Origin of the sequence: Aporhodopirellula aestuarii (assembly GCF_023701485.1) — a bacterium.
Lineage (GTDB): Bacteria > Planctomycetota > Planctomycetia > Pirellulales > Pirellulaceae > Rhodopirellula > Rhodopirellula aestuarii.
This window is the reverse complement of the sequence record NZ_JAMQBK010000023.1, coordinates 98,897-123,696: the sequence shown is the minus strand read 5'-3', so window position 1 is coordinate 123,696 and position 24,800 is coordinate 98,897. Positions and strand designations below refer to the sequence as shown.

The window sequence follows — 24,800 nt, the reverse complement described above, 5'->3', positions numbered from 1 at the left end:
CGCTGTAGTTCTTGTTTTCAATGTCTCCTAAAGGGTATTTGCTATGAAATGGTTTTCACAATTCAGTTTGATCATGCGATCGAACGTCACATCGCTCTGCGAACAAGTCGAGAATCCTGAGCGGATGTTACATCAGCTCATCTTGGACATGCAGGAAGAATTGGCAAAGGTGAAACACTCGGTGGCTGAAGCGATTGCCGACGAGATCCTGATGCGTAAAACCGTCGAACGTGAACAGGCAGACGTCGAACGTTGGGGCCAGCGTGCTGAGGATGCCGTTCGGCGGGGCGACGATTCGTCCGCCAAGGCAGCCCTGCAGCGTCAAATCGCGTCGAGGTCACGCGCTGAACAATACGCCGGTGAACATGCCACGCAGCAAGCAGAAGTGCAAAAGCTGCGAGACGCCGTCCGCAATCTTGAAGACAAGATCCGGCAAGCGAAACAGAAGAAGACGTTGCTGACGGCGAGACTCGCGCGGGCAACATCTACGAACAAAATCAACTCCGTGATCGACCGAGTCGACAGTCAATCGGCGTTTTCCCAGTTCGAACGGTTGTCTGAGCGAGTCGATCGCGAGGAAGCGGTCAGCGAAGCTTGGCAGCGACTCGACGGCGAACAAGACGAGGACGACGCACTGCATCGAAAATTCGAGCAAGACGAACTGACACGGCAACTCGATAGTGAACTCGAATCGCTGAAGGCACGTGTTGATCCGCCCGCGTCCTGAGATGCCGATCGGCCTAGCCCGGATATTGCCTAGGCCGGGCCGAGGTCGCGAAAAACCTGTCGCATCCGCATAAACCTGATTTGCTGGAAATACATTCTGTTATTTTCAAAATCAATCGATTTGCGACCGTAGTTCCGGCTTGGCAATGGTTTATGCGATACGGCCTACGAATCGCGTGCAATATCGGGGCTAGGTGACGCGAAAATGGCGTGCCAGCAACCGGGATGGAAACATCAACGCGAAAATCAAAACGGCGATCTTCGCGCCAACGGCCAACATCGTAATCGCGGCGGCGATCGGAATGATCGCCAGGAGCCCGGAACCGATGGTCGCTTGAATGCGTTCGGGAGACGGATTCATCGTCGCCGAACGCGCACGTAGCAGCGTCGTGGCCAGCATCAGCAAAATGGCTGCGGGAAAGATCACGACGGGATCGACTCGCCACGCCGTCATCCAAGAAGGGCCCTCGCCGTCGTAGCCGATGCCCGCCACGCGTGGAGCCCAGGCGAGCAGCATCGCGCCGATCGTCATCGCGACCAATCCGATCGGCAGATGAATCGTGCGATCGCCAATCGATTCGCGACGACCGAACGTGGTCAGTCCAGCAATGTAGGTGCCCATCCCGATCGCAAATGTTAGCACCACGGGTGTGATGCCCAGGAACAAGGGTTGCCCCAGTGCGACGAGTTGTTGTGACGCGAGTTTCTCGGTACCAATTCCCGAGGCGATCGCGGCACTCGACGCGGCGGCGCCGAGCAGAAAACTCAAGGTCCGGCACGCACCCATGAGAACCGGGGCGACCGGTGTTCGTTTCATCGGTCCATCATAAAGAACGATACAGATCGCTAACGCAATCGCGACGAGGGCGGGCAACCAACCGATGCTGATGCCGCTCCCTAACCCGATCGCTAGCGGTGGAAGGATGCCAAAAAGAAGCAGTCCCCAACCAGCAGCCTTGGCGGTGGGGAGTGAGATCGACCCGGTGACGAGTGGGCCGTTGCGGCGATTCTTTTCGTCATGAGGCAGATCGAAGACATCATTAAGAATCATCCCGGCCCAGTACAACGAAACACCCGCGACAAGTGCCGCGGCGAGCGCAAGCCAGACTCCGCGACCCTGATCGGGGAAAGCACCGAGATTGAGCCGGTTCGTGTACCAACCGCTGCCTCCGAGTACCAACAGGAACGCCGCCGCAACGTCAGCGATGACTGTAAATACGTTAGGCAAACGGACTAAGGTTGCCCACGATTTCCAATTGGCTGTGTTCATCGGCGAAGCATTCGACTTTGACGCTCGGTAATATGAATTCCATAACGAGACAGGTAACGATCGGTGTCGTTGGTGAAGTTGACTTCCATGTCTTGGTTCTCAAACCGAAACCGTCCGATCGGAGGTGATGAAATCGGACGAATCGAATAGAGCTCGATCAAACTGATTAAGCGACCGGTTCGTTTCGCAGGGACACCGGTTTCGGCGGAAGAATCCTGGCTCGTACCCGCGACATGGGAATCCGCGGCCAATGGGTTGTCAACCGGTTCGTTCGATCTGCCTGACGGCATTGGAGGGGAATCCGAATTTGCAGCTCCCGGTTTCGTAGCGACGTCGATCGGATCGGTCCAAAATTCGATCCGCAACGGCAGGCCTTGTCCGAATCCGGTTTCTTGCGACGGGGTTTTGGCGATCGCCACAACGACGTGCGTGGGACAAAGTTCAGGCCATGCTGTCGTACCGAATTCGGCCAGACGCGTCTCTCGCACATTGGCCCGCAAACTGCCGCGGACGATCCAGACGTCGCGATCTTCGAGCCGGCCGGAAACGATTTCCAAATCATGGTCAGCGGCGATCGACTCGAGCATCTCTGTCCAGCCTCCAACGCGTACGGACGGCGGGAGGTGACTACCGAGTTGCGGCGGCTGAGGTGTTTCTTCGCGATGTACCGGAGCGGTGATCTCGTGATTTCCAGTGCCGTGTATCCATTGATCCAGTCGGCCCACGTCGACACGCTGTAGTCTAACGATGTCACCGATTTGTTCGCGGGTCCAGGCCAGTCGCCCGTCGCTGATTTGTTGCAGGGTGTGTTTGCCGTCGCCGTCGTGCATGGCGACTTGCATATTGAACCAACCGCTGCCGTCACCGGCCTGCTCGTAGGTACCGACGCCGATGACTTCACGGCCACCGACCCAGACCCGTTGGCGAAATTTGGCGTCGAAGGCGGGGCCGAGGGCGATTTGTTCGATCACGCGGGCGAGTAATCGACGCGCGGGATCGGTCATCACCGCGGCGGTCGGTTGCGTTTGCGACGTCGAGAGGGCGGATTGGGCGAATGAGTGAGGGATTTCTGCCGACAGCAAACCGCCGATCACCATTGCCCAAAAAGGCAGCAAAAGTGCGTGATTTACGCCGATTGAGCGTCTGCGGCCGGCCCGCGTGCTGCTCCAACGAGCACAAATACAGTCGTGCGGATCAATCTTCATGTGCGGGTTGTGACGATTTTATCAAAGATTCGAGGCCCGGCGTGCCGATGCAACCTCGTAGCGATGGGTCCGTTTGTGGATTCAGAGCGTCTTCGGCTTGCGGATCGTAAAGATCTCGGGCCGTCGAAGTCCATCCCATTCGATCCTGATTCGTCGACAGACGGATTACCACCTGTTTGACTTTCGGCCCGTGATTCCCTAGCGAATCTCCCCGGATACTCAAACGCAGCGACCCATGACGGGGGAAAAGATGAAACGAATCGTCACTCATTTGGCGCTAACGGCGACCATGGCGATGATCGCCACCGGGTGTGTGCCGGTTCGCCATAACATGCCACCGGAGCAGCGGATGATGCAGCCCGGACCTGGCGTCGGTGGACCTGGCCCCGGCGTCCTCGGACCGCCGCCATACCGCCCAGCGATGGGTTCCATGCCTGCTGGCGCAGCAAACGGTTGTGTTACCATGGATGACAGTGCAACCGCAAACGGTGGCACGTCAATCAGCGACCTAGCCACCGGAACTAGCAATCCCGAGATTTCACAAGTCGGGTACGACCAAGTCCAAGCTCAAACCGCGGGCTTCCGTCAGAAGATTGGCAGCGCGAACGCAGCCGATTGCGGTTGTGGCGGTCACGGCGAAGCCTCAGGTGGCGGTCAAGTCATTCCGCCTGGAGGCGGTGTGATGATGATGTCAGGCATGCCCGGCATGATCAGTACCGCACAAGTTACCTTCGGCAGCCCTGACGGGATGCACGTTCGCTACGATGTGAGCGGATCCGGCATGTTCGACAGCGAGCCGCTCGTCGTTCCTGCTCGGCAGAACTTCCCACAAGGCGGTCTGTATCGTCTGAAATTGACGAACATCCCAAGCCGACCCGGCGTGGAACTCTATCCGACCGTTGAACTTGCATACGCCAACCCGCGAACGGGGGCCTACCTGGCTCACAACTCGGTGCCGTTGCAGTTCACCGAAGAAGACTTTGACCAAGTCCTGACGGGTAACTTCGTCACCAAAGTCATCTATCTTCCAGATCCCGAGTTCCAAGGCCCAGCAATCGCGGGTATCGATACACTCGTCAGCACACGCCTCGATCCAGGTATCGACCCGATCGTCGAAGCCGACCGTCGCGGTAGCATCCTTGCGATCATCCGTCTTGGTGACAAAGACATCGAGATGGCCGGAGCCGGAATGGCTGGCCTCGTCGGTGGCGGCATGATGGGACCACCGATCACCGGCTTGCCTTCACCATTCGCACCTGCCATGACCGATGGTTGTGGAACACCTAGCGGCCCGGGTGCCGGCAAAGTGGGAGCACCACCTAGCCTGCCCGGCATGATCGCTGGTGTGAACGCTCCGCAGTACGGAATGCCTTACACCGGCACGCCGATCGGATTGCCCGGACCACCACACATTCCACTCGGTGCACCGGCTGGTTTGCAGAGTCACACGATCCGCAACCGCACTCATATGCACATGCCACAACCGGTTCAAGACGTACGCATCGACGTCCGTCAGCAACCCGGCATGAGCTATCCGAACCCGGTAAGCCGCATCCGAGTGACTGAGCAGAACATCCACCCAGGTGTTCCTAACGCCCGACCAGGCTTCGACCGCGGCAGCGAGCGGGTCTATTAATCGAGGCTGATCACAGCCGAGCGAAGCGGGCTGATTCAGTCCGCTTCGCTTGCGTTAGCGAAAACGTGTCGCCGGATGCATATCCGGCGACATTTTCACCAGGATGTCCGTTGAGTCCCGTCAGATAGGAAAGGATCAGGCGATGTTAAGTAGCTCACCGTTAAGAAGCTCCATGTTGCTGCTTTTGATCGCGGGTTGCGTGTCGAGTATCGCCATGGCCGCCGACCCGTCTGACTATCTTTCTCCTCGTGCAGGGCACCCGCTCTTCACCGGGGACATGCCCGCAGGTGCGATCGCAGCGACTCGCCAAGCGATGGGGCACCAACAACCGCCACCGGTCTATTACCAACCCGTCAAATTTCAAGGGCCTCCGGGCGTGCGGTTTTCGCTCGCCCAGTACGGTTCGTTCGAAGAAGGCGAGTCGGATCTGATGGCTGGCCTGATGATCGGCCAAGTCTACCGCTTTCGAGTCACCGGACTTCCGCGAGCCGAGGGCGCCGAACTTTACCCGACGATCGAGATGGTCGACCGAACCTATCCACCACCGGGATTGGCGACGACTTATCCGATCCCGATCAATCTGGACGAAGATGACATCCTCGCCGCGCTCGAAGGGCGATTGGTCACACGCGTGATCTACCTCGAAGACCCTCAGACTGCGGTGCCGTTGGCGGAAGGTCCCAACGGACCGATTGCTTTTGATGTCCCTGAATATCAAGACCCGTTGGAGGTCGCCGACTTGCGTGGACGTACCGTTGCGATTCTGCGGGTCGGATCGTTGGCTCCACCACGAGCCGAAGTGTTGAAGGCTCAGTTCTTCTTTGGTCACCCTTCCTGGGCTCCCATTTTCAAGCCAAATCCATGATTGCACTCGCCGAGAACTTGCAACGCGTCCGAATGGCGGGCGTGCCAACCGTTTGCGCATGGATGCTCATGGGCCTGGTTATCGTTACCAGCGGATGCGCCGGATTACCATTGAACGGTCAACGCGGGCAAGCCGATGCCGTCGCGCCTGTGTCCCCGCCGGTACCCGAAACCGCTGCCACCGCTCCGGCCTCTGCTCGGCCTGTGACGACAGTTGCACCCACGCCGCCGCAGCCGATCAACCAAATCGCCCAAGTCGGATTCCGCCGATCGGCCGTACACGTCGGTGACGACAACTACGTGACGGATGATTGTGGCTGCTCCTATGGACCGTGTGCCGTGGGGGACTGCGGCGGACAATCCTGTGCGACGTGCAATCAACGTCCTCAGGGTTACGCGATGCCGGCTATGACGCCGCCACCGTGGATCTATGACCCGCAAGAATTCCTCTGCGACGGAGGAGATCAATCTCCCGACGCGGCGCTGACGATTGACGATCGGATCATCGGTTTGCAAACCGAAGACACCGTGACCCATTACACGACCGAGAGCGGTGATATCGAATTTGCCGCGTCGAATCGGGTATGCGTGTACTCACCCCGCTTCGGCAACGTGCGCCGTATTACCGGTGCCCTTCAAGGCGACGGGGCGATTGGTGTCTCGGGAGTGATCCGGCCGGTCGGACCGCAGGGCGTGAACTACGACTTGCCTGGGTTGGTCGTTCGCGATTCGGTCGAAGTCGACCACGCCGAATTCACCCGTCGAATCGACTCGATGCGTGATCGCAATCGTGGTGTTCGGATCGAACGGGTCCAGCAGCTTCATCTCGCGTCCGATGTGCTCACCGTGCTGGCAGGAATCCAGAATTTCAGTATCTCTGAACTCGACGAGTCCCTCATCGCGATGCTTGAGAAACATGCTGTCGCGGCCAATGTTTGGTTGACGGAGGAAAGCGTCGAGGTTGAAATTCAGGACCTTGCACCGCCCGTGTTGACGCGTGATCAGAAAGTGGACGCACTTGTTGTCTATGAGTTCCCTGATGACGGTCGGCTTAACCTGATCAAGATCGCGGACAAACAACACGCCGCGATCGGCGACACGATCACGTTCGCATTGCGACTGCAAAACGTCGGCGACTCGGCGGTTTCAGGTGTCGTGGTGACGGATAACTTGACCACAAGGCTTGAGTACGTTGCCGACAGCCAAACGGCGAGCATCGACGCGGACTTCGAGACGAAAGTCAACGACGCGTCATCATCGCAACTGATTTGGCGATTGAAAGAGACACTCGCGGTCGGTGACAGCGTCACGATCGAATTCAAGTGCCGCGTGCGATAAGACTCGCTTGCTCCAACCCGGCGAAGTGAACGCTTCGCCGGAGTTATCGGTGTGAGCAAATCCGGCTCACTCCACGGCGGTTGTTCCAGAGGTGAACGAACCAGGTACGCCTTGCTTGTTTGCTAGAGGCCTCGCTTGTTTGTTAGGGAGCGGGCTGCGTGCGAAGCTGGTCGATTTCGGAGAGTTTGAACCGGGTGCTTACGATCGAATGCTTGTCTGCACCTGGGCGGTATTTGATGTAGGTGGTTGCGACGATCGTGCCATCACTCAACTGCTCGACACCTGGGTACCCGCAATCACTGCCCGCGTGACTGTGCAACAGCTTCACACGACATTGCCCCGGATCTCCGTTCTTGATGTCTGCGTACGTCCCGACCCACGCGACGAAATGCCCTTTCGTTTTGCTGCCTGGGGCTTGGTCGCGAAACGCGATTACCCAACGACCATCGGGTGTTTGCACACCGATGTGTCGGTCACCGGTGAGTCCCCAAGGCGTGTCGTTGGGTGTGCTCCACGATTGACCCTCATCGCGAGAAAACATCACGAGGCTCCGACCTTGGTGTGTGTTTTCTCTCATCAGGCAGCACAATTCGGATCCATCGGGTGAACGAAACACAAAGGGTTCACAAGGATTCTTTCCGTCCGCCGCGGCGACGACCTTTGGCGTCGACCACGTCAGTCCTCCGTCCGACGTGATCGTTTGCAACACGTTCAACGGTGACCTGTCTTTTCCATCGGGACCCTTGTGATAGAGCCCGAGATAGCGACCTTCTTTGAGGGGCACGATGCTGCTGAACGTCATCACGCATCGAAAACCGAGTGGCGGCATCTCCTTCCAAGTGTTTCCATCGTCCTCACTCATGATGCTAGGCATTCCGGGACCGCCGCGATGCCCCAACGCGGCGGAGAATACCCACAATCGGGCAACGCCCTGCGGATCAATCATGCGGTAAATGCTGGGGCAATTTTGATGCGTTGAAAATCCGGGTGGCAGCCTGTCATCCAACCGCACCCAAGTTTTCCCACCATCCTCGCTCTTGGCCATCGGTCCGGCCGCGCCGCCATGGTTAATGCACCAAACACAAAAGATCGTGTCGGTACCAGGGAGCTTGAGCGTCGTCGGGTGTCCTTGATAAATTTGCGGTGTTCCGCGAGCAATCACGGTTTGACGATTCGTTTCGCCTGAAAGATCAATCGTCCGCAAGTCCGGCCCGTCGGCTGCCACGAACGTTGCGGACGAGGCGATCAAAAGAGCGCAAGCGAATGACGCGTACACGAGTGATTTCGTTTTCATGTTTTTAGAACGCAAAAGGAACGGGGCGGTCGGTAGAGCGATTCGCGGCCAGCGTCGTGAGACGATCGCCGCGGAACAATCTCAGATTGGAGGGCGAATTCGACGGCGCGAGCAGGCAACGACCTGCTCGCGATCCTGTCGACGAGCACCGAGAGCAGCATGTCGCGGATCGCTCGCATTGCCGTCGCGGTACGGATGACGTTATAGGTCCAGGCTGTCGGTTTCTCGCATGCCGCGAGTGCCTAACGCACCCCACAAGCCATACGGACTTTTCGCACCTAAGCTGGGAGTCGCGGTCACGTCTCCGGCCTCGATGCTATCGGTGATGAATTTGACCGCGCCATCTACGGTGAGAACATGTGCACCGCCCTGGTGGCGACTGCCTGCGGAAGATACTCCCTGCGAAACGTCGCGACCCCGGAAGCAACTCGGGCTATTCGGGGGCAGGATGGTTTGAAAGGTGCTGTATTGCAACATTCCGGTTGCCCACCGATACCCGCGTGCTTCGCTCGTGCCGTTTCGAGTGTCGGTGCTGGATCGCAGGAACTGCGGGCGATCCGGATCGACGCGATCGAGACAACGCTGCAGGTCCATCGCTGAATGCGTGACAAGGGCATCGTTGGTGTAATACGCGTTGTCCGCGTTGACCTCTTTGTTACCAAGTGACGTGCAGATCTCTCCACACATGATCGTATTGGACGTGCCGTCGGTAATATCTCGGAAGCGAGTCGTGTGGCGTGACCAGAAACATCCACGGTTCGTCGCTCTTGCGTCAATCGCGGCCGTGCTGTCGTCGGACTTGTTCGTTCCGGCGACTTCGGCGTTATCGTCGTCAGCGACTTGATAGTACCCGAACTGATTTCGCCCACCTGAGTTCGTCAGGTGAGCGTGATCGCCGACACATGCCGCGTAGTTGGTGCGACCTTTTGAAGGCAGCCCCATCCCCGGATCACTCGGGCAACGAAATGCCGGAAGATCGGTGTTCCAAGGTACGAAGTTTGTCCATGGCGTTGGACCCATCGGGACGTAGCGATTGCCGGCCGAGTCGACCCCAGCGGCGATCGATTCCCAGATCGCTTGTTGTTCGATAAACGGAGTCACCCCCACCATCCAGCTCAGGAATAGGCGGTTCGATTTGTTGTTGCTGATGGTCGTCGACGGATCGGGGGAGGTGCCTCCGAGGTTTCGTGGTAACTGATTGTAGGCGGAGTGATAGTTGTGAAGGGCCAAGCCGATTTGCTTGAAATTATTGCTGCAACTCATCCGTCGCGCAGCTTCGCGAGCAGCCTGAACGGCTGGCAATAAGAGACCGACAAGGACGCCAATGATTGCGATCACAACCAAAAGCTCGACCAGTGTAAATCCCTGATAGGAACGTCGTTTGGTGCTGAACACGTGAAAGACTCCGAAGGAGGAAAAAGTAAGAAATGCAAACGTCGTAAGAGGTATCAATTCGTCGCGTTTGGAAGCACGCGATCTACGCCTCGCATCAAAGCCGACTCGAGCGATTTGCGTCCGATCAAGCGTCCTGCGTCATCGATCGCTCATACTCCGCCTCCGCCGCGGCGGCTTCTTCAGCGGTCATTGCAGGCGGCTCGATCACCTGCGGACCCGATGGCTGACAACCAACATTGATGCCAAAGAGAAGTAGAAGTGACGCAGTAAAGAGTAAGGCTTTCATGAATCTGATCCTGGCTGGCTAAAATATTAAGATTGAATGCATGTGCGGCAGGTAACGCAGGTGATCGCCCCTGTAAGTCTCGGCAAGGTGACACATGGCTCCCTCATGATAAGTAGCCATCCTGTAGCTGCAATTGTCACATAGAACAAAAATATTGGCATTCTCACTACCGGCGAAAGTGTGCAAGGAATGTTGCCTGACCCCAATGAAAACGTCGCGTTTCTTATAGGCGAAAGTGTGTGATTCAACAGGAACGTAACGCGAGTGGTGTCTGACCCTATTTGCCGACTGCTGCATGTTTACTGTTCACCCGTACCGGTTGGTTGGCGGGTGTGATGGATGCGGTCGGAGTTGCAGAGTGTTAGCAGGGCAGTTGCTCGACGGGCCGAACGCCCTCACTCGCAGTGGCGGCTTTTCGACGGACGGAGCTCGTGAAGATCGTTAACCCGCGGAGGTCACGAGTCTCTGGGCCGAGCAGAATGCTGGCCAGGTAGCCGACGATAAAACAGCCTGTGATCCCAATCACGGTGTAGAGATACCCGGTGATATTGCTGAATTGCCAAAGGTAGACGAGCGTTCCGGTGCCCGCGAACGCACCAATCATCGCTCCTTTGGCCGACGCCCGACGGGTCGTGAATCCGAGTACGAAGAGCCCCCCGAGAACGCCCATGAACATCCCAATCACCATAATCGAACTATCGAACAAGGATTGGATATTGGGATCCACAAACGTGACTCCCAGCAGCGTGCCGAGGACGCCGACAACAAACGTCACCAACCGCGCCGCACGCAGATATCCGGTCTCGGTTTGGCAGACGTTCATCGGACGCAGAAAGTCCGTGATGATCGTCGTCGATGTCGAATTCATGCTGGTCGAAACGGTCGATTGTGCGGCAGAAAAGATGCCGGCAACAATCAGCCCAGCGATCCCGATGGGCATCTCGTTGGCGATGAACAGCGGAAAAATCTGATCGGTAGTGATGTTCGGATCGAGGCGTTCGGGATGCGAGCGATAAAACCCAAACAGCGCGGTGCCGACACCAAAGAACAGCAACGTTGCTGGAATCGCCATGAAGGCATTGGTCCAGATCGACCGCGCCGCGAGTTTTTGATCAGAAGTCGCCATGTAACGCTGCACGACCGCTTGGTCGGCCGTGTACGAAGACAGATTCTGTCCTGCTGCTCCGAGTATCACCACCCACAACACGAGTTGGGAACTGGCGATGCCTCCGTGAAAATTGGCGACCCGCAATTTGTCATAGGCGAACGCGTTTTCTAGCGTCCCGCTCCATCCGCCATCCGTGCCTAGCACCATCAGTACCAACGCCAACAACGCACCACCGAGCAGCACGACTGTCTGGATCGTGTCCGTCCAAACCACCGCTTCGATCCCGCCCATGGTGCTGTACGCAACACTGAGCAACCCCATCAACATGACCGATTCAGCCGGCGATAAGGGCGTTGCCACGGCCAACGCCAATCCGGTCAAGGACATCACGACGGCCATCCGGAAGATGTGAAAGAGCGTGAAGCTGGCACTGCCGAATAATCGCACGTTTCGGCTGAATCGTTTCTCGAGGTATTCGTACGCACTTGTCACGTCGATACGGCGATAAAACGGCAGGGCGACATAGACTCCGACGAATGCGATCACCGGAATCATCAAATTTCCGATCGCATAAACCCAGTCCTGCGCGAACGCTTTGGAGGGGATGCCGGTGAACGTTACCGAACTGAGCATGGTAGCGAAGATGCTGCATCCGACGGCCCACCACGGCATTCGGCTTCCGCCGCGAAAGTAGTCGTCGGTGTTTCGGTTTCGCTTCGCGAAGTAAATCCCGACGCCGACCATGGCCAGCAAATAACCAAACAAGACGACATAATCGAGTACGGCAAAGCCTGATCGGGTATCGCTCGATGTGATGCTCCAAACCGACGCCGTCCGCACCCGTGGCCGAACTTCACCACTTGGCAAGATGATCCGCCCGTCCCACATCACCGCGGTGGTGGTGACTTGGTTCTGCGGTATCGCTCCCGCAGAAGTCCAGGTGTCGGTAATCGTGTGATAACGCAGTGCTTGTTTGGGAAATCCGGGGTGGGAATCTTTCAACTCATCGGCTTGGTTGAACAGCGTCCCGTCATCTCCACTGAGAACATAGAGATGGCTTTGGCCGATCCCGATTGCGGAGGCTCCCATCACGGGCCGAGGCACATCTGCTCGGCGCTTCCATGTCTCGGTGCTCGGGCGATATTCCCACACGTCGGTCAGGAACTGTTGCTTATCGCCGGACCCGTTGCGACCGCTCATCACATAAACACAATCCTCGTAACCGTTGTGCTGATGGACGGTGAGGTTGAACGCACGAGGCTCGCCTGGCCAAGCCGAGAGCGATTGCCAGTTCGCCCGATCCCTGTCCGCTGATTCCTTGAGGTCAAGTGTCCAAAAGTTATGGAGCGACTCGCCGTCTGCGTTCTGTCCGCCGGCGAAGTAGACAACGCCGTCGACAATCGTCGCTTGTCCAAAGGAACAGGGTTCAGGCAATGCAGGAAATTCAACCGTCTCGATTTTTTTCGATGCCGCGTTCCACCGAAGCAGAAACACGTCATCGAATGTTTCCACCCCGTCGTTGCCGCCCATGCAAAGGACACCGTCGGACGTTGTCACTGAGGCCCCATACCCGCAACGTCGCGGCAAGGTCCCGCCGCTCACCCACTCGAAACCATCGGCGTGACGCGTCAACACGTCAATGCGGTCGTGCCATACCTTCTCGTTGTCCCAAACCGGGCGAGGGAAATTTGCCCCGCCAGCAACGATCAGCGCGTTGTTGCTGATTCCGACGAACGGTCCGGCCACTCCCAGTTCATTCGGTAGGTCGGGCAACGCGTTCCAATTGAAATCACCGACCGCAGATTCCGTCACAGTGGGTGTTTCGCCGTGAACCGACGATGTGACGACGCTGCATAACGTCAGTCCAACGACCAAAACAATAGATGTCGTCAACCGATCGCGAATATTCAAATCAACCAACGCTTTCAACAGGCAAGGACTCTTGAATCCAATCAAAGAAACCGATCGCTTCGAGGTCGCAGCGGAGTTCCTCAAACCGGTTCGACGACAACGGGGCGATCGGCAATCGGCTCGGCCCACAATCGATTCCGACCATCGACATCATCGCCTTTTGAGCGGCCCTGGGACCGTAGGGAACAAACGTATTCACGATGGCTTGTGAACGCGACTGCAGGTTTCGGACCCTGTCTAAGTCGCCGTTGGAAAACGCTCGCATCAATTGCTGATAAATCACCGCGGCGAAATTGTAAGTGCTGCCAACGGCCGCTTGTACCCCGGCGATCATCCCGCAGTACAGACTTTCGTCTTGGCCCCACAAAATCTCGAATCGATCACCCGCGTAATCAATGCAGGTTTGCAGTTCATGCACGTTTGGAGATGTGAATTTGATTCCCCGCAAGTTTGCAATCCGATCACCGCCGTGCTGCAGAAACTCGACCATTGGCAAATTGACTCCCGTGGCCGCCGGGATGTGGTAGTAATAAAATGGCAGGTCCGGTGCCCCGGACGCGATCTCGTCCATGCTCGCCACCAATGTTTGCATGCAGTCAGGCTTGAAGTACACCGGACTGACGGCGGACACCGCATCGGCACCAACCGTTTGAGCGTGTGCGGCGAGGCGATTCGATTGACGCAAACTTTCACTACCGCACTGAACGATCACGGGGATACGGCCGTTCGCGCTCTCGACGAAACGTTCGGCGACCACACATCGTTCTTCGAATGTGAGTGAAAGACCCTCGCCAGTGCTACCGAGAACGTACATCCCATCGATGTCATGATCGATCAGGTGTGCCACAATCTCATCGATACCATCCAGACGCAGCGAACCGTCTAGATTCATGGGTGTAAAGGTCGCTGCAATGAGTCCTTGCAGTCGATCGGGGCTGGAGGAAGACGACTGACTAATCATCTGCAGATGGACTCTTTCGTCGAAAAGGATTGGTGGGGAAAGCGTGCGGGCACCCAAGTGCGTCCAGGAGACAGGAGACAGCCTCACTGCGATCACGTGGGCAACAACGAGAATTACTCGTGCCAATAGAACGATAACTGTGTAGCGAGCGAACACAAATTGACATTTCGAGTAAAATCATTGTCATCTTCACCACTGCGTCTTCCGAGGATCTGCTGTTTTGACGAACACCACCAAGAGAATTCAGCGCAACAAGACCACCGTCACGCCGGGACGCAACATCTTGTTAGCTTTGACGTGGTATTACCCGAAAATCCATCATGGCGTGGCTCGATTCGCGCGAGATCATGGTTGGCACATCACCGCCGACTTTGAAGACCTCGTGCCCAGTCACTGGAATGGTGACGGCGTTTTGACATTGCTCGGAGGCGGGCCGGACCTCTGGAAACGACTGCGTCACTGCAAGGTTCCGATTGTCGATTTCGCTGAGAGCCGACCCAACATTGCGCTGCCACGAGTGACAACGGATAACGTTGCGATCGGAAAAATGGCGGCCGGCCATTTCCTCGATCGAGGCTACCATCACTTCGCCTATGTCCAACGTCGTGGGTTGGGTGTCAGTAGCCGACGACGCGAAGCCTTTCAAAGCTCCGTCGAGTCGGCGGGACATCGATGCGAGATTCTCAACTGGCACCAGGAACGCGGGAAGCGAAACGACACACTCGATCAACGACATCGCTGGTTGATCCGCAGGCTGACTTCGTTGCCAAAACCACTTGCCGTCTTCACATCACGGGACGTTGAAGCGGTCGAGGTGATCGAGGCCTGCTTGGCGGCGCAGATTGAAATTCCCGGCGAGGTGGCCGTGCTCGGTGTCGACAATACCGAGATCATTTGCGAATGCTTGCGTGTCCCGCTGTCAAGCATCGAGAATAATTGGGAACAGGTCGGATACGAGGGCGCGGCGTTGCTCGAGCGGCTCCTCCGCGGCGAGTCCGTGCCGCGCGAACCGATCTATGTGCCTCCGTCGTTTGTGGTCGAGCGTCGGAGCACGGACAGCCATGCTGTCGATCATCCCAAAGTCGTCGACGCGATCAGGTATCTGCATGAAAACGCAGCCAAGCCGATCAGCATGAACCAACTATTCAAGGCTGTGGGGATGTCTCGAAGCGGTTTGGAGAAGGCGTTTCGTGAACACTACATTCGCGCCCCCGCCGAAGAGCTCCGGCATTACCGTCTGACGCTTGCTAAAAAAATGCTTCTCGAAACGGACAAAAAGGTCAACGTGATTGCTCAGCTCACCGGCTTCCAAACACCCCACAACCTTTGTCGAATCTTCAAGCAACACGTCGGTACAACACCCAAACAGTTTCGGATGACATCAGGAAGATGAGCAGTCTGGTCCATTCAATGAACCTTTTTTACGCACTCAATACGTAGTCGCCTACGGACGCCAACGTTGAACCCATAAAACGAATTGGTGTTGAGCACGAAAACGCTTTGGATGTCCTTTGCAAGCCGTGCAAGACACTCAAGCTCTGTATGCTCAGCACGTAGGCTGGAGACTTTCAGTATATCTGTCATTTGATGCTAACCGTGGTACCTGCGTCCAACCAAAGCAATTGCTGGGCTGCCAAAAAATTCGTTATGGACAAGATGTGTCGCTATCCCTTTTTCGTTTAGCTGGATCCAGAGTTACGCGAATGTTTAGTCACGATCGTGACGACATCCTAAAGCCACGGACGTGAGTCCGTGGTTTGGGAAAGCAAAGCGAAGCAAGTCGCAACGCGATGACACACTACGCCAGCGGGCGTTGAACGCGCAAGTCGAACCGTCGGACTTGCGTCATGTACCAACTGAAGCGACCAAGGTAGCCCACGACCACCAGAATCACTTTATGCCCACGCAGCAAAACCTGAACTGAGCCGCAGAAACCACCGAAAACCGACTCCGCAAACGCTTGTTCAAGGACTAGTTCTGGTCCATCGTTTCAGGTGCAGCAGGCAAATGGATGAAGGCGCAAATGACGCGGTCCGGAGCAATCGCAGCGCAAAAATAGAGCGTTATCGCACTGCGACAACGCTCTGCTCTGTTACGACCGCTTCTTTACTGTGGCGTTGGAGCGCCGTACGGCAGCGATGGATCATCCTCTGGCGGTGTCCAATCGACTCGTGCGGGATCGGGTTGAATTACTGTGCTACCATCATCACTACCGCAACCTGAAAATGACGATAGGGCCACCACGAGTAACGCTGAGGCGAACAGGCTTAGAATTTTCATTGGGTAACTTTCGTAAACCAGACTAAGAGAAAAAGGTCGGTAAATACATAGGCGAAATCAGAATAGACACCGTCTTGAGCGACGATGTCTATTCACTTCTTTATCAGCGATCACGCAACAAACGGCTCAGGTGGACTGGGCAGAACAGCTGCAGCCGACGAGGCTCAGATTAGAACTCCGAACTGATGACTTCCTTGCTGGCTCTGGTGCCCAGTGCACCCCACAAGCCATACGGACTTGGTGATCCTGGTGCTTGGGTGCCTGTTCCGCCATTCCGTACAACTCCGCGCGTCTGATCTCCTGATTCAATTGAGTCAGTAACAAACTTCACTGCGCCGTCGCCCATGAGTACATGCACGCCACCCTGGTGGCGACTGCTTGCTGGCGAAATCCCTGGCGCGTACTGCCAATTCTCCATCACAAACGGTGTGTTCGGTGGCGCAATCGTCTTCATTGCTGTATACGACTCAAAACCGCTGGCCCACATGTATCCGCGTCCTTCTGATGCACCGCCTGAGACATTTGCAGCGGTGGAAGCCCAAAACAACGGTCGTTGAGGGTCGGTATGCAATGTCCTAACGGCGGCAGGACCTGCGCCATTATTCTGGAACTGATTGTCTCTCCGCAAACGCGTTCGAACATCCCTGTCACCTAGATCTGTTGCAATTTCTCCTGCTGCGATCGTGTTGGAGAGACCATCGAGCACATCCCGGAAGCTCCTGGCAGAGCGAGCGCCGAACATTCCGCGATCCGCGTCTCTGAACCTCTGTGCCATTGTTGAATCAGGCTGCAAAACGGCATTAAACGGGCCGGCGTTTTGGTAATAGTTCGATTCTCCGGTGCAACAGGCATAATTCGTCCGGCCTTGTCCTGGCAATCCTACACCCGGATCACTTGGACAGCGTAGAGAGTTTATTTCAGTCATCCATGGCGTGTAGGTATCGATTGTGGTGTTCGGCGATGGTCCCATTGCTGGCCATGGCGGACTCTTTAACGTTGTCGACCCCAAAATCACCTGACTGGGGTTCGTGATCTGTTCCCACAGCGCTTGTTGCTCGAAGAATGGTGTCAGACCTACTAAAAAGCTAAGTCGGCTTAGGTTGGCATAATCGCTAAATGTCGAATTGCTTCCTGAATTGATCGAATTTGTTACAGGGGTACCGATACCGGGCATTCCAGTTCCACCCATCTGCATTGGCAACTGGTTGTAAGCAGAGTGATAGTTGTGCATTGCCAAGCCGATCTGCTTGAAATTGTTGCTGCAGCTCATTCGGCGAGCGGCTTCACGTGCCGCCTGTACCGCGGGAAGCAACAGTCCCACCAAGACGCCGATAATTGCGATGACGACGAGCAATTCCACCAACGTGAAACCACTCGGTTTGCGACTTACTCGCTTAATGCGAATTCTGTTCATTTCGTAACCTAAAAGTAAAACCAAAGGAAGTATTTAAAACACGCAGTCAAATCTGACGCAGCCTGGTGGGCGAACCAACCACGACTGCCACGAAACTTTCTCATCAAAACGACCGTGTCCTTCCTCTGTTTCGCTCGAGGTCGGACAACGCCAAGTTCACTCGTCTGGGCCACCCTCATCTGTTTCAGGTCCACGTGAATGTCATGCGTCGATTTCAGCTTGGAGGTCCTGCAACTCGGTATCGCTCAGGCCTTCTGTCGTAACGATGGGTTCCTTCGAACCACCGCAACCAAGATTGGACAAAAGCGGAGTCAACAAGGTCAGGATGCAAATCACCCGTTGAATGTTGTGACGGAGGGCTTGGACCGGTAGCCAATTTGAATGAAAACGGACAGTACTTGTTTACCGTGCCGCGATGGGCAGAGGCAGGGCAAGCGGGCTCGTCGTGGTCAATTGACAGCGGATGAAGTCGAAAGGGTCGGCCAGTCTTTGCTTGCACGTTTGCATCACGCTCATGATTCGTGACTGGGCCAACGCTCCGGCTTTGGTGCGGTTGCCGCCCCATACTTTTCGATTCACGACCGCCGGACGGATCGCCTGCTCGCCTCGCCAGTTCGTTGCGTCGGCACCGGGACGATGCAGGAACGTGAATAGATCATCGAGATGATTTTCCAAAAACTTCGCGAAGCGTTCATTGGCAGCATGCTTCTTTGGGTGACGAACCAATTTCCACATCTTCATCGTCAATCGGCCCGCCATCACCTTCATCCCATGTGCCGTCATCTCATCGGACCGAAAACGGTAGCGATACTCGAAGCCTGCGAGCAGCAAGTCTTTCACTCCACGCGGAAACGCCAACGCACCACCGGTCCCGCTTTCGATTAACGATTCACATCGCCGAAGCAGGTGCGCAAAGCATTGTTGATGAGTCGCTGCAGTGAACTTGTCATAGACCGCCCAGCCGTCGTGTCCAAAGATTCCCGACCAGTCGATGCCCAGCAGTCTTTCCGCTGGCCCGATGCTTCTCGTCGCATCCACTTCGTAACACGTCGCGGTCAGTCCGACGAACGCATGAAGCCAAGCCCCACGTCCATCGACTCGCCAACCCGTTTCATCTCCGACCACCTGAGGCGAACCTCGCACGGCCCTTCGGACCTGAGCGTAGGCGTCCTCCAGTCGATCAGCGGTGCGAAGCATGCTTCGGCAACTGGTGCTGCGACTGACCCGAATCTCAAAAAGCATTTTCAGCAGACGTTTAACCTTGCCGTGACTGAGCCCAAGTTCTTTGTTCAAAAGCGCCATCGCGGCGTGAACGTTCGGTCCGAGTTGAGCCGCGGCGGCTCCGACCGCGTCGGACGTTTGCAGTTCATGCCGCCCCTGAACATGAGATCCACAGCCACAGCAAGTTCCAGCGTCGATGTTGAATTGCCGGTTGATGACGACGCGAGGGATATCGGTTTGGAACTGCACGAGCGTTTCGGTCTTGGTCAGTTCGCCATGGCCGCAGTCGGGGCAGCACGCTGGTAGGGGAACGTCGTACGTTTCATCGATCTGTTCGGGCACGGCTCGGCGATGGTGCTTGCCGTGATCTTCACCGCTTTTACGCCCTGGCTTTTTCGGATCGGCTTTGCGTTTCTTGCGAAACGGAGCCGCTTGGCGTTTGCCTTCGCGTTCAACTTTCTCAAGACGTGCCGTGAGCAACTCAACTTGCTTGACCAGCATGTCGATGATCGCCTGCTGCTTCTCAAGCAGCGGCTTGCAATCCGGGCAATCGGTGGTGATCTTGGGCACATCCATGACCCGCCAATTGTGGTCGATTCAGGCCAAATTCACCAACACCAGTTTTTCGCTGGGTAAACAAGTACAACGGACACACACCGCTTTCTAAGAAAACAATGGCGTTTGCGCCATATGCCAACCGCAATATGGGGACAACGGGGAGGAGCTAAACATTAAATGTTTTTATTTTCGACGGAATTCGGTCGGCGGGTGGCAACGATTTCTATGGACTTTCGAAGTTCGCCAAAATAGCGAGCTTTTCGTCGCAGTCGACTAACAAAGTGCGCGAGTTCAATCTCAGCGAAAAACGGTTCGTGAATGCATCGTTACGTGTGCAGACGGAAATACGCGAGAGAACTTCGAGAGTTGCGTTTTTTGCCCGTGTTCACGTTGCATCTCGCGGTGTTTCGTGTCTGGCAACGGCGGCAATCGCAGGACTACGTAAGGTTTTGGTAGAGCGCCCGGTCTCGACTTGTGTCTTGTCGAGTTGCCACGTGGTCTGTTGTTCAGATCGTTTTAAGGGCCGCGTCGACGTGGTGATTCGTCGCGGCACCAAGGAAGCTGATGTTTTGCTTCGCTGACCGATTACCAAAACAACTGAAGTCGTCGAACTGGAAGACCTCTATAGAGGTTCTACGGGGCTTGGGGCGGGCCTTAAGAGATGTGCATCGGAAAGCCGAGATGGGTGTACACGTTCCCTGTGGAGCGAACGAACAAACCAATGTGATCCGTTTCAAAAAGTCCGGAGTATCGACGTCGACGACGTCGTCCGCATGCAATTGTTTTAAAGGCCGGTTGATCGACGTCAGGCCACACACGCTGGGCAGGGCAATCTCCTTGATTGGCCATTCCAAGCAGGTCTGCAGGAATCATCTGGCGAAACTGCCGCGAACTGTAGGCCGGACCGAGGCTTTGCGAGTTCCGGCNNCGGCCTACGCCGAACCGATCATGATCAGCGGAATTGTCGCTATACCAAATCACTTCTATGTACCTGCTTAGTCACGATCGTGACGACAGGCAAAAGCCACGGACGTGAGTCCTTGGTTTGGGAAAACAAGACGCAGCAAGTTGCAACGCGACGACACAAGACACGGGTGTGCGCACGAATAAACCACCGAGAGCGGCATCTGTCATCGCTTCGCGACTTGGCGTATCCGGGGGCGACGTCGACCCCGGACTCGCGTCCGGGGCTTTCGGCTGCCGTCGCTATCGCGACTAGGAATGGAAACAATACTGCCGCGGCCTTGTCTTTCCATGTCTTCGCAATGATTGATCCCAGGCTCACGTCCAAATGGCTCCTAGGATTTTACCCAATCATTCCTGCCTACAGCTTAAGCCACAAGCGCGCCCGGGATCTGGTCGCCACCTCAACTTGCTTAACCCGCACGCAGGTTGATGCACACCACTTCTCGATCGTCACGGATGTACCCAAGTCCGTTCGCGATCGACAGCGACTGACGTGTTTTGCCAAACAATTGGGCTCGACCGAGTTCCCGATAACCCTCCGGCGTGACTTTCACCAGCACCAGTTCCCCACCCATCGTCGTGATCCAGAGTTTGCCGTCGGCCAACACCAAGTTGCCTTTGCCAAAACGTGTCTTTCGCCATACCGGTTCGCCGGTGGTGGCGTTTAAGCACGTCAGGTGCGTTGTCGGTCCAGCTGCTCCGACATTGTCGAACCCGTAAAGATGACCATCGACCAAAATCGATGTCTGCCATTCGTTTCGCATGACGCTTTTGGTGTCAACGCTTGCCCAATGCTCTTCGGCCTCGAACTTTCCGCCGGTTTGTTGAACATCGATCAAAACGCAGCCATGGTTTTCGCCGGCTGAAATGAAGACGTCGTCGTTGACCGCAACGGGGTTGGCCGTGTTGCACGCATAGGGCGTTTTGAAGGGATAGGTCCACAACACGGCTCCGGTGTTCGGGTCGAGGCCCAACGCTTCGACTCCTGTCACGCTGACAATCTGTCGTTTCCCGGCAACGTTAATGAGCGTTGGTGATGAATAGCCTGCCGGGCCGTTTCCCGACGACCATTTGAGTTGTCCGGTCGCCGAGTCAAACGCGGCCACGGCGGTGTCGCGTCCACCGACGTGTACGATGACCGAATCTCCTGCCACCAGTGGAGAAGACGACATTCCGTATTCCGATTCAGTCGCTTCGCATACCTGCAGTGCATCGGTCCGCCAAATCAATTGGCCGGTTTTTAATTTCACCGCGGACAAAATTCCGTCACCGGTGAAAGCGTAAACGACACCATCGGCAACGGTGGCCGTCGCGCGCGGCCCGTCGCCCTGGCCGTTTTTGTACTCGCTCGCCAGCGAGGTTTGCCAAACACGCTCGCCATTGACCGCATCAAACGCCACCAGGACTTGCTTGCCCGCTTCATTGAACGTGGTGATTGCGAGGTTGTCCGCAACCGTTACCGCCGACATTCCAACACCACCAGGGACACGCCACACGACTTTGGGACCACTTTCGGGGAACGCATCGAGCAACCCGGCTTCGGTGGACGTTCCGTCGCGATTCTCGCCCAAGAACTGTGGCCAATCCGCGTCAGTGCAAGTGCAGCATCCCCACGTGATGAGAACGAGAATACTTCGTGGAAGGAAAGATCGCATGCGATGTCTCGGCTGGGCAATGGAAGGGATGGGACAGCTCGACAATGCCACGTGTCACGTAGCTCGGTCTCTCCGAGCCCGATAATCGCGGGTGTCACCCGCTCTGCGAGCTTCGGGGAACATTGATTTCATTACTGCGGGATTTCAAATGTAGCGGAACGGCGCGAGCCGTCCGGTGACTCGGGACCAGACGGCTTGCGCCGTTCCGCTAAAAAAGCACTAAACAATCAACGTCCCGAGAGGCTTGTCTACGTGAGAGGCAAAAAACCTAACGTGTCCGCTAGAAGATGACGCTGTCCAGTGAGGTCAACATGATATCGCAATCGGGAGTCCTCGGTTGGAATACGATCGTGGGTTCGAGTTTGCCGAGCCACGGACGGACGTCAAGCAGCCTTTCAATTGCTGTGTTTGTCCAAGAGGTAGGAGCTGAGCCATTTGTTTGTTCGGTTTCAGCCACGGGATTGGCTACTCGAAATTCTTGGACTTACGGTCTTCCATGGATAGATAACTGAGTTGGCGAAAAGTAAGGTGGTGATTGCTCGCCCCGCTTCCTTGACGATGAGGATTCCGATGAAACTGCTTTGGCCCGCTGTGACTGTATTGTTGTTGGTTGGAGTCGTTCCTGTGGCGGCTCAGGATCAACCCAACGTTGTGCTCTTTGTCGTCGACGATATGGGCTGGATGGATAGCACCGCGTATGGTTCGCAGTATTACGAGACGCCGAACATGGAACGACTGGCGGAGCAGTCGATGCGATTCACGGATGCGTATGCCGTACCGCTGTGCTCGCCGACGCGGTGCTCCATTCTCTCGGGGCAACACTCAGCTCGCCATCGCGTTACCTCGGCAAGCGGGCACCAACCGCCCGCATTGCCTGACGCTTCGCCCTATGCGGAGAAGGCCTCGCCAGTGGCGAAGTTCATCTACCCAAACAGTAAAAACTTCATCGATCCGGCAATCGTGACATTGGCTGAAGTGTTGCGGGACGCCGGCTATCGGACGGGGCATTTTGGGAAATGGCATTTAGGATTGATGCCTGAAAATCGTCCTGACCAGAACGGATTTGAAACGACGTGGGAGTGCGCCCCCGATCCAGGCCCGCCGAGCTATTTTTCACCCTATGGCGTTTCGGCCCAAGGACGACCGACCGGCCAGCATCACGTGGGCAATATTACCGATGGACCCGATGGAGAATACATCACCGATCGCCTGACGGACGAGGCACTGCAATTTGTTGAAACACACAGGGACGAACCGTTTTTTTTGAATTTGTGGCAGTACGGTGTGCACGGGCCATGGGGACATAAGGAGGAGTACACGGCTGAGTTTGCAAAGAAGACGGATCCACGCGGTGAGCAACGTAACCCGATCATGGCTTCCATGCTCAAAAGTGTTGATGAAAGCCTCGGACGAGTGATGGCGAAATTGGATGAATTAGGCCTGACCGAAAACACGCTGTTCATTTTCTATTCGGATAATGGCGGCAACGTGCACAGCAACCGTGAGGACGATCGTAAGATCGCCAACCTGCGAGAGAACCATCCAAAGTTGGCCGCGATTCGGGATTGGCGGAAGTGGGCCGGGGGCGAAGGACCCACCAACAATGCGCCGCTGCGCGAGGGCAAAGCACGTATTTATGAGGGCGGTCAACGTGTGCCATTGATGGTGCGTTGGCCGGGGATAATTCAGCCTGGAACAACCAACGGCACTGTGGTGGGAGCGATTGATCTTTATCCCACCGTGCTCGATGCGCTGAACGTCGATTTGCCTGCCGATCACATTGTCGATGGACTATCGTTTCTGCCTGTTCTCACGCAAACCGGTGGCGTTGATCGAGAAGCCTACTTCACTTGGTTTCCCCATATCGTTCCGGCGGTGTCGGTGCGGAAAGGTGAGTGGAAGCTGATCCGGCGTTTCGAGCCGCATCGTGATTACCCCGAGGTGCGCGAGCTTTACAACTTGACTGCGGATATCAGCGAGACGAACAACCTTGCCCCAGCCATGCCGGACAAGGTGCGGGAACTCGATGCGTTGATAGACGGATTCATAGCAGACACGGGGGCATTGATGCCGATTCCAAATCCGGCTTACCAACCGCACGCCGCAAAGGCCGCTCGGGCACCTGAAGCCGGCCTTGTACCGAAGATGTGCACGGTTGAGGTGAAGAATGGAGCTTTGGTAGTGACCAAAGAGCCGGGGAAACAGAATCCTTTCCTCGGCACCGCTCAGGTCAAAACGAGATCGCCGTTGACTCTGCTCCTGCAGGCTCGCAGCCAGGCGGGAGGAGCCGGGAGGGTGCAGTGGAAATCTGCGAACCAGGAGAATTTTCCTGATCAGGGACAGGTCGTGAATTTCCAGCTCGCCCCGGGAAACGAGTGGCAGGATCTGAGGATCGAATTGCCGATTGAGAACACGACGCAGATCATTCGTCTGTATCTTCCATTAGAGAATGGACACGTTGAAATCCAATCCCTCGATTACCGTGATGCCAAGACAAAGAAGTCTCTTAAACGCTGGGAGTTTGAGTAGCGAACGCTTGGTAAAGCGTGGAAATGAAACGCTGTAGGGGATATCGCCAGGAATCGTTGAGCAATGCGATTCTGGCGAGGAAGCCAAGAATGGAACGTTTGATGGTGTCGTTGTTTGCGGGCCTCGCTCGATGTGATTGACGTGTGTTTGCGTCGGAGAAATCGAAAGGAGATGAATGCAACT

Annotated in this window: 16 protein-coding genes; 6 read left to right on the top strand and 10 right to left on the bottom strand. The window is 56.1% G+C overall.

What is annotated here, in order from left to right; all coding sequences use genetic code 11:
- Positions 1 to 43: 43 nt before the first annotated feature.
- Entirely contained in the window at positions 44 to 727 is a 684-nt protein-coding gene (locus NB063_RS07880; RefSeq protein ID WP_250928214.1) for a PspA/IM30 family protein, read from the top strand.
- Between the two features lie 189 nt (positions 728 to 916).
- Here NB063_RS07880 and NB063_RS07875 read toward each other — a convergent pair whose 3' ends face one another.
- Both NB063_RS07875 and NB063_RS07870 read right to left on the bottom strand, forming a co-directional pair.
- Entirely contained in the window at positions 917 to 1,996 is a 1,080-nt protein-coding gene (locus NB063_RS07875) for a UbiA family prenyltransferase (protein ID WP_250928213.1), read from the bottom strand.
- A complete protein-coding gene (locus tag NB063_RS07870) occupies positions 1,993 to 3,201 on the bottom strand; it encodes a hypothetical protein (RefSeq protein WP_250928212.1) in 1,209 nt (402 codons plus the stop codon). The genes NB063_RS07875 and NB063_RS07870 overlap by 4 nt, the downstream gene beginning before the upstream one ends.
- A 250-nt stretch (positions 3,202 to 3,451) precedes the next feature.
- Here NB063_RS07870 and NB063_RS07865 point away from each other — a divergent pair, with 250 nt between their 5' ends.
- The 3 genes from NB063_RS07865 (at position 3,452) to NB063_RS07855 (ending at position 7,039) form a co-directional block, all read left to right on the top strand.
- Positions 3,452 to 4,837, top strand: coding sequence for a hypothetical protein (locus NB063_RS07865; protein WP_250928211.1), 1,386 nt, complete (start codon positions 3,452 to 3,454; stop codon positions 4,835 to 4,837).
- A 172-nt stretch (positions 4,838 to 5,009) separates the two neighbouring features.
- On the top strand, positions 5,010 to 5,702 hold the full coding sequence (locus NB063_RS07860) for a hypothetical protein (RefSeq protein WP_250928210.1): 693 nt from the start codon (positions 5,010 to 5,012) through the stop codon (positions 5,700 to 5,702).
- Complete coding sequence (locus NB063_RS07855) at positions 5,699 to 7,039, top strand: DUF11 domain-containing protein (protein ID WP_250928209.1); 1,341 nt, start codon at positions 5,699 to 5,701, stop codon at positions 7,037 to 7,039. Before NB063_RS07860 ends, NB063_RS07855 begins: the two co-directional genes overlap by 4 nt.
- A 142-nt stretch (positions 7,040 to 7,181) precedes the next feature.
- Here the strand turns inward: NB063_RS07855 and NB063_RS07850 are convergent, their stop codons facing one another.
- The 5 genes from NB063_RS07850 to NB063_RS07830 form a co-directional block, all read right to left on the bottom strand.
- Positions 7,182 to 8,333 carry a sialidase family protein gene (locus tag NB063_RS07850; RefSeq protein WP_250928208.1) on the bottom strand — a complete coding sequence of 384 codons (1,152 nt, stop codon included), beginning with the start codon at positions 8,331 to 8,333 and terminating at the stop codon, positions 7,182 to 7,184.
- A 201-nt stretch (positions 8,334 to 8,534) separates the two neighbouring features.
- Complete coding sequence (locus NB063_RS07845; RefSeq protein ID WP_250928207.1) at positions 8,535 to 9,728, bottom strand: DUF1559 family PulG-like putative transporter; 1,194 nt, start codon at positions 9,726 to 9,728, stop codon at positions 8,535 to 8,537.
- 124 nt (positions 9,729 to 9,852) lie between these two features.
- Entirely contained in the window at positions 9,853 to 10,014 is a 162-nt protein-coding gene (locus NB063_RS07840; protein ID WP_250928206.1) for a hypothetical protein, read from the bottom strand.
- A gap of 361 nt (positions 10,015 to 10,375) precedes the next feature.
- The gene (locus NB063_RS07835; protein ID WP_456061987.1) at positions 10,376 to 13,051 is read right to left on the bottom strand and encodes a sodium:solute symporter family transporter; all 2,676 of its coding nucleotides are present in this window, start codon (positions 13,049 to 13,051) and stop codon (positions 10,376 to 10,378) included.
- A complete protein-coding gene (locus tag NB063_RS07830) occupies positions 13,035 to 13,994 on the bottom strand; it encodes a dihydrodipicolinate synthase family protein (RefSeq protein WP_250928205.1) in 960 nt (319 codons plus the stop codon). Before NB063_RS07830 ends, NB063_RS07835 begins: the two co-directional genes overlap by 17 nt.
- 220 nt (positions 13,995 to 14,214) lie before the next feature.
- On the opposite strand from NB063_RS07830, the gene NB063_RS07825 reads away from it, so the two are divergent.
- Complete coding sequence (locus NB063_RS07825) at positions 14,215 to 15,387, top strand: XylR family transcriptional regulator (protein ID WP_250928204.1); 1,173 nt, start codon at positions 14,215 to 14,217, stop codon at positions 15,385 to 15,387.
- A gap of 1,056 nt (positions 15,388 to 16,443) precedes the next feature.
- Here NB063_RS07825 and NB063_RS07820 read toward each other — a convergent pair.
- From NB063_RS07820 to NB063_RS07810, 3 genes are all read right to left on the bottom strand, one after another.
- Complete coding sequence (locus NB063_RS07820) at positions 16,444 to 17,688, bottom strand: DUF1559 domain-containing protein (RefSeq protein ID WP_250928203.1); 1,245 nt, start codon at positions 17,686 to 17,688, stop codon at positions 16,444 to 16,446.
- A 402-nt stretch (positions 17,689 to 18,090) separates the two neighbouring features.
- Positions 18,091 to 19,485: an IS66 family transposase gene (gene tnpC / locus NB063_RS07815; protein WP_250928202.1), complete on the bottom strand. Its 1,395-nt coding sequence runs from the start codon at positions 19,483 to 19,485 to the stop codon at positions 18,091 to 18,093.
- A 1,358-nt stretch (positions 19,486 to 20,843) separates the two neighbouring features.
- Entirely contained in the window at positions 20,844 to 22,088 is a 1,245-nt protein-coding gene (locus tag NB063_RS07810) for a PQQ-binding-like beta-propeller repeat protein (RefSeq protein WP_250928201.1), read from the bottom strand.
- A 570-nt stretch (positions 22,089 to 22,658) separates the two neighbouring features.
- Between NB063_RS07810 and NB063_RS07805 the strand changes: the two genes are divergently transcribed.
- A complete protein-coding gene (locus tag NB063_RS07805) occupies positions 22,659 to 24,617 on the top strand; it encodes a sulfatase (RefSeq protein ID WP_250928200.1) in 1,959 nt (652 codons plus the stop codon).
- Positions 24,618 to 24,800 lie beyond the last annotated feature (183 nt).

Coding starts and splice junctions, on each gene's coding strand:
- NB063_RS07880 (WP_250928214.1), top strand. CDS start 44: ATGAAATGGTTTTCACAATTCAGTTTGATCATGCGATCGAACGTCACA.
- NB063_RS07875 (WP_250928213.1), bottom strand. CDS start 1,996: ATGAACACAGCCAATTGGAAATCGTGGGCAACCTTAGTCCGTTTGCCT.
- NB063_RS07870 (WP_250928212.1), bottom strand. CDS start 3,201: ATGAAGATTGATCCGCACGACTGTATTTGTGCTCGTTGGAGCAGCACG.
- NB063_RS07865 (WP_250928211.1), top strand. CDS start 3,452: ATGAAACGAATCGTCACTCATTTGGCGCTAACGGCGACCATGGCGATG.
- NB063_RS07860 (WP_250928210.1), top strand. CDS start 5,010: ATGTTGCTGCTTTTGATCGCGGGTTGCGTGTCGAGTATCGCCATGGCC.
- NB063_RS07855 (WP_250928209.1), top strand. CDS start 5,699: ATGATTGCACTCGCCGAGAACTTGCAACGCGTCCGAATGGCGGGCGTG.
- NB063_RS07850 (WP_250928208.1), bottom strand. CDS start 8,333: ATGAAAACGAAATCACTCGTGTACGCGTCATTCGCTTGCGCTCTTTTG.
- NB063_RS07840 (WP_250928206.1), bottom strand. CDS start 10,014: ATGAAAGCCTTACTCTTTACTGCGTCACTTCTACTTCTCTTTGGCATC.
- NB063_RS07830 (WP_250928205.1), bottom strand. CDS start 13,994: ATGATTAGTCAGTCGTCTTCCTCCAGCCCCGATCGACTGCAAGGACTC.
- NB063_RS07820 (WP_250928203.1), bottom strand. CDS start 17,688: ATGAACAGAATTCGCATTAAGCGAGTAAGTCGCAAACCGAGTGGTTTC.
- tnpC (WP_250928202.1), bottom strand. CDS start 19,485: ATGGATGTGCCCAAGATCACCACCGATTGCCCGGATTGCAAGCCGCTG.
- NB063_RS07810 (WP_250928201.1), bottom strand. CDS start 22,088: ATGCGATCTTTCCTTCCACGAAGTATTCTCGTTCTCATCACGTGGGGA.
- NB063_RS07805 (WP_250928200.1), top strand. CDS start 22,659: ATGAAACTGCTTTGGCCCGCTGTGACTGTATTGTTGTTGGTTGGAGTC.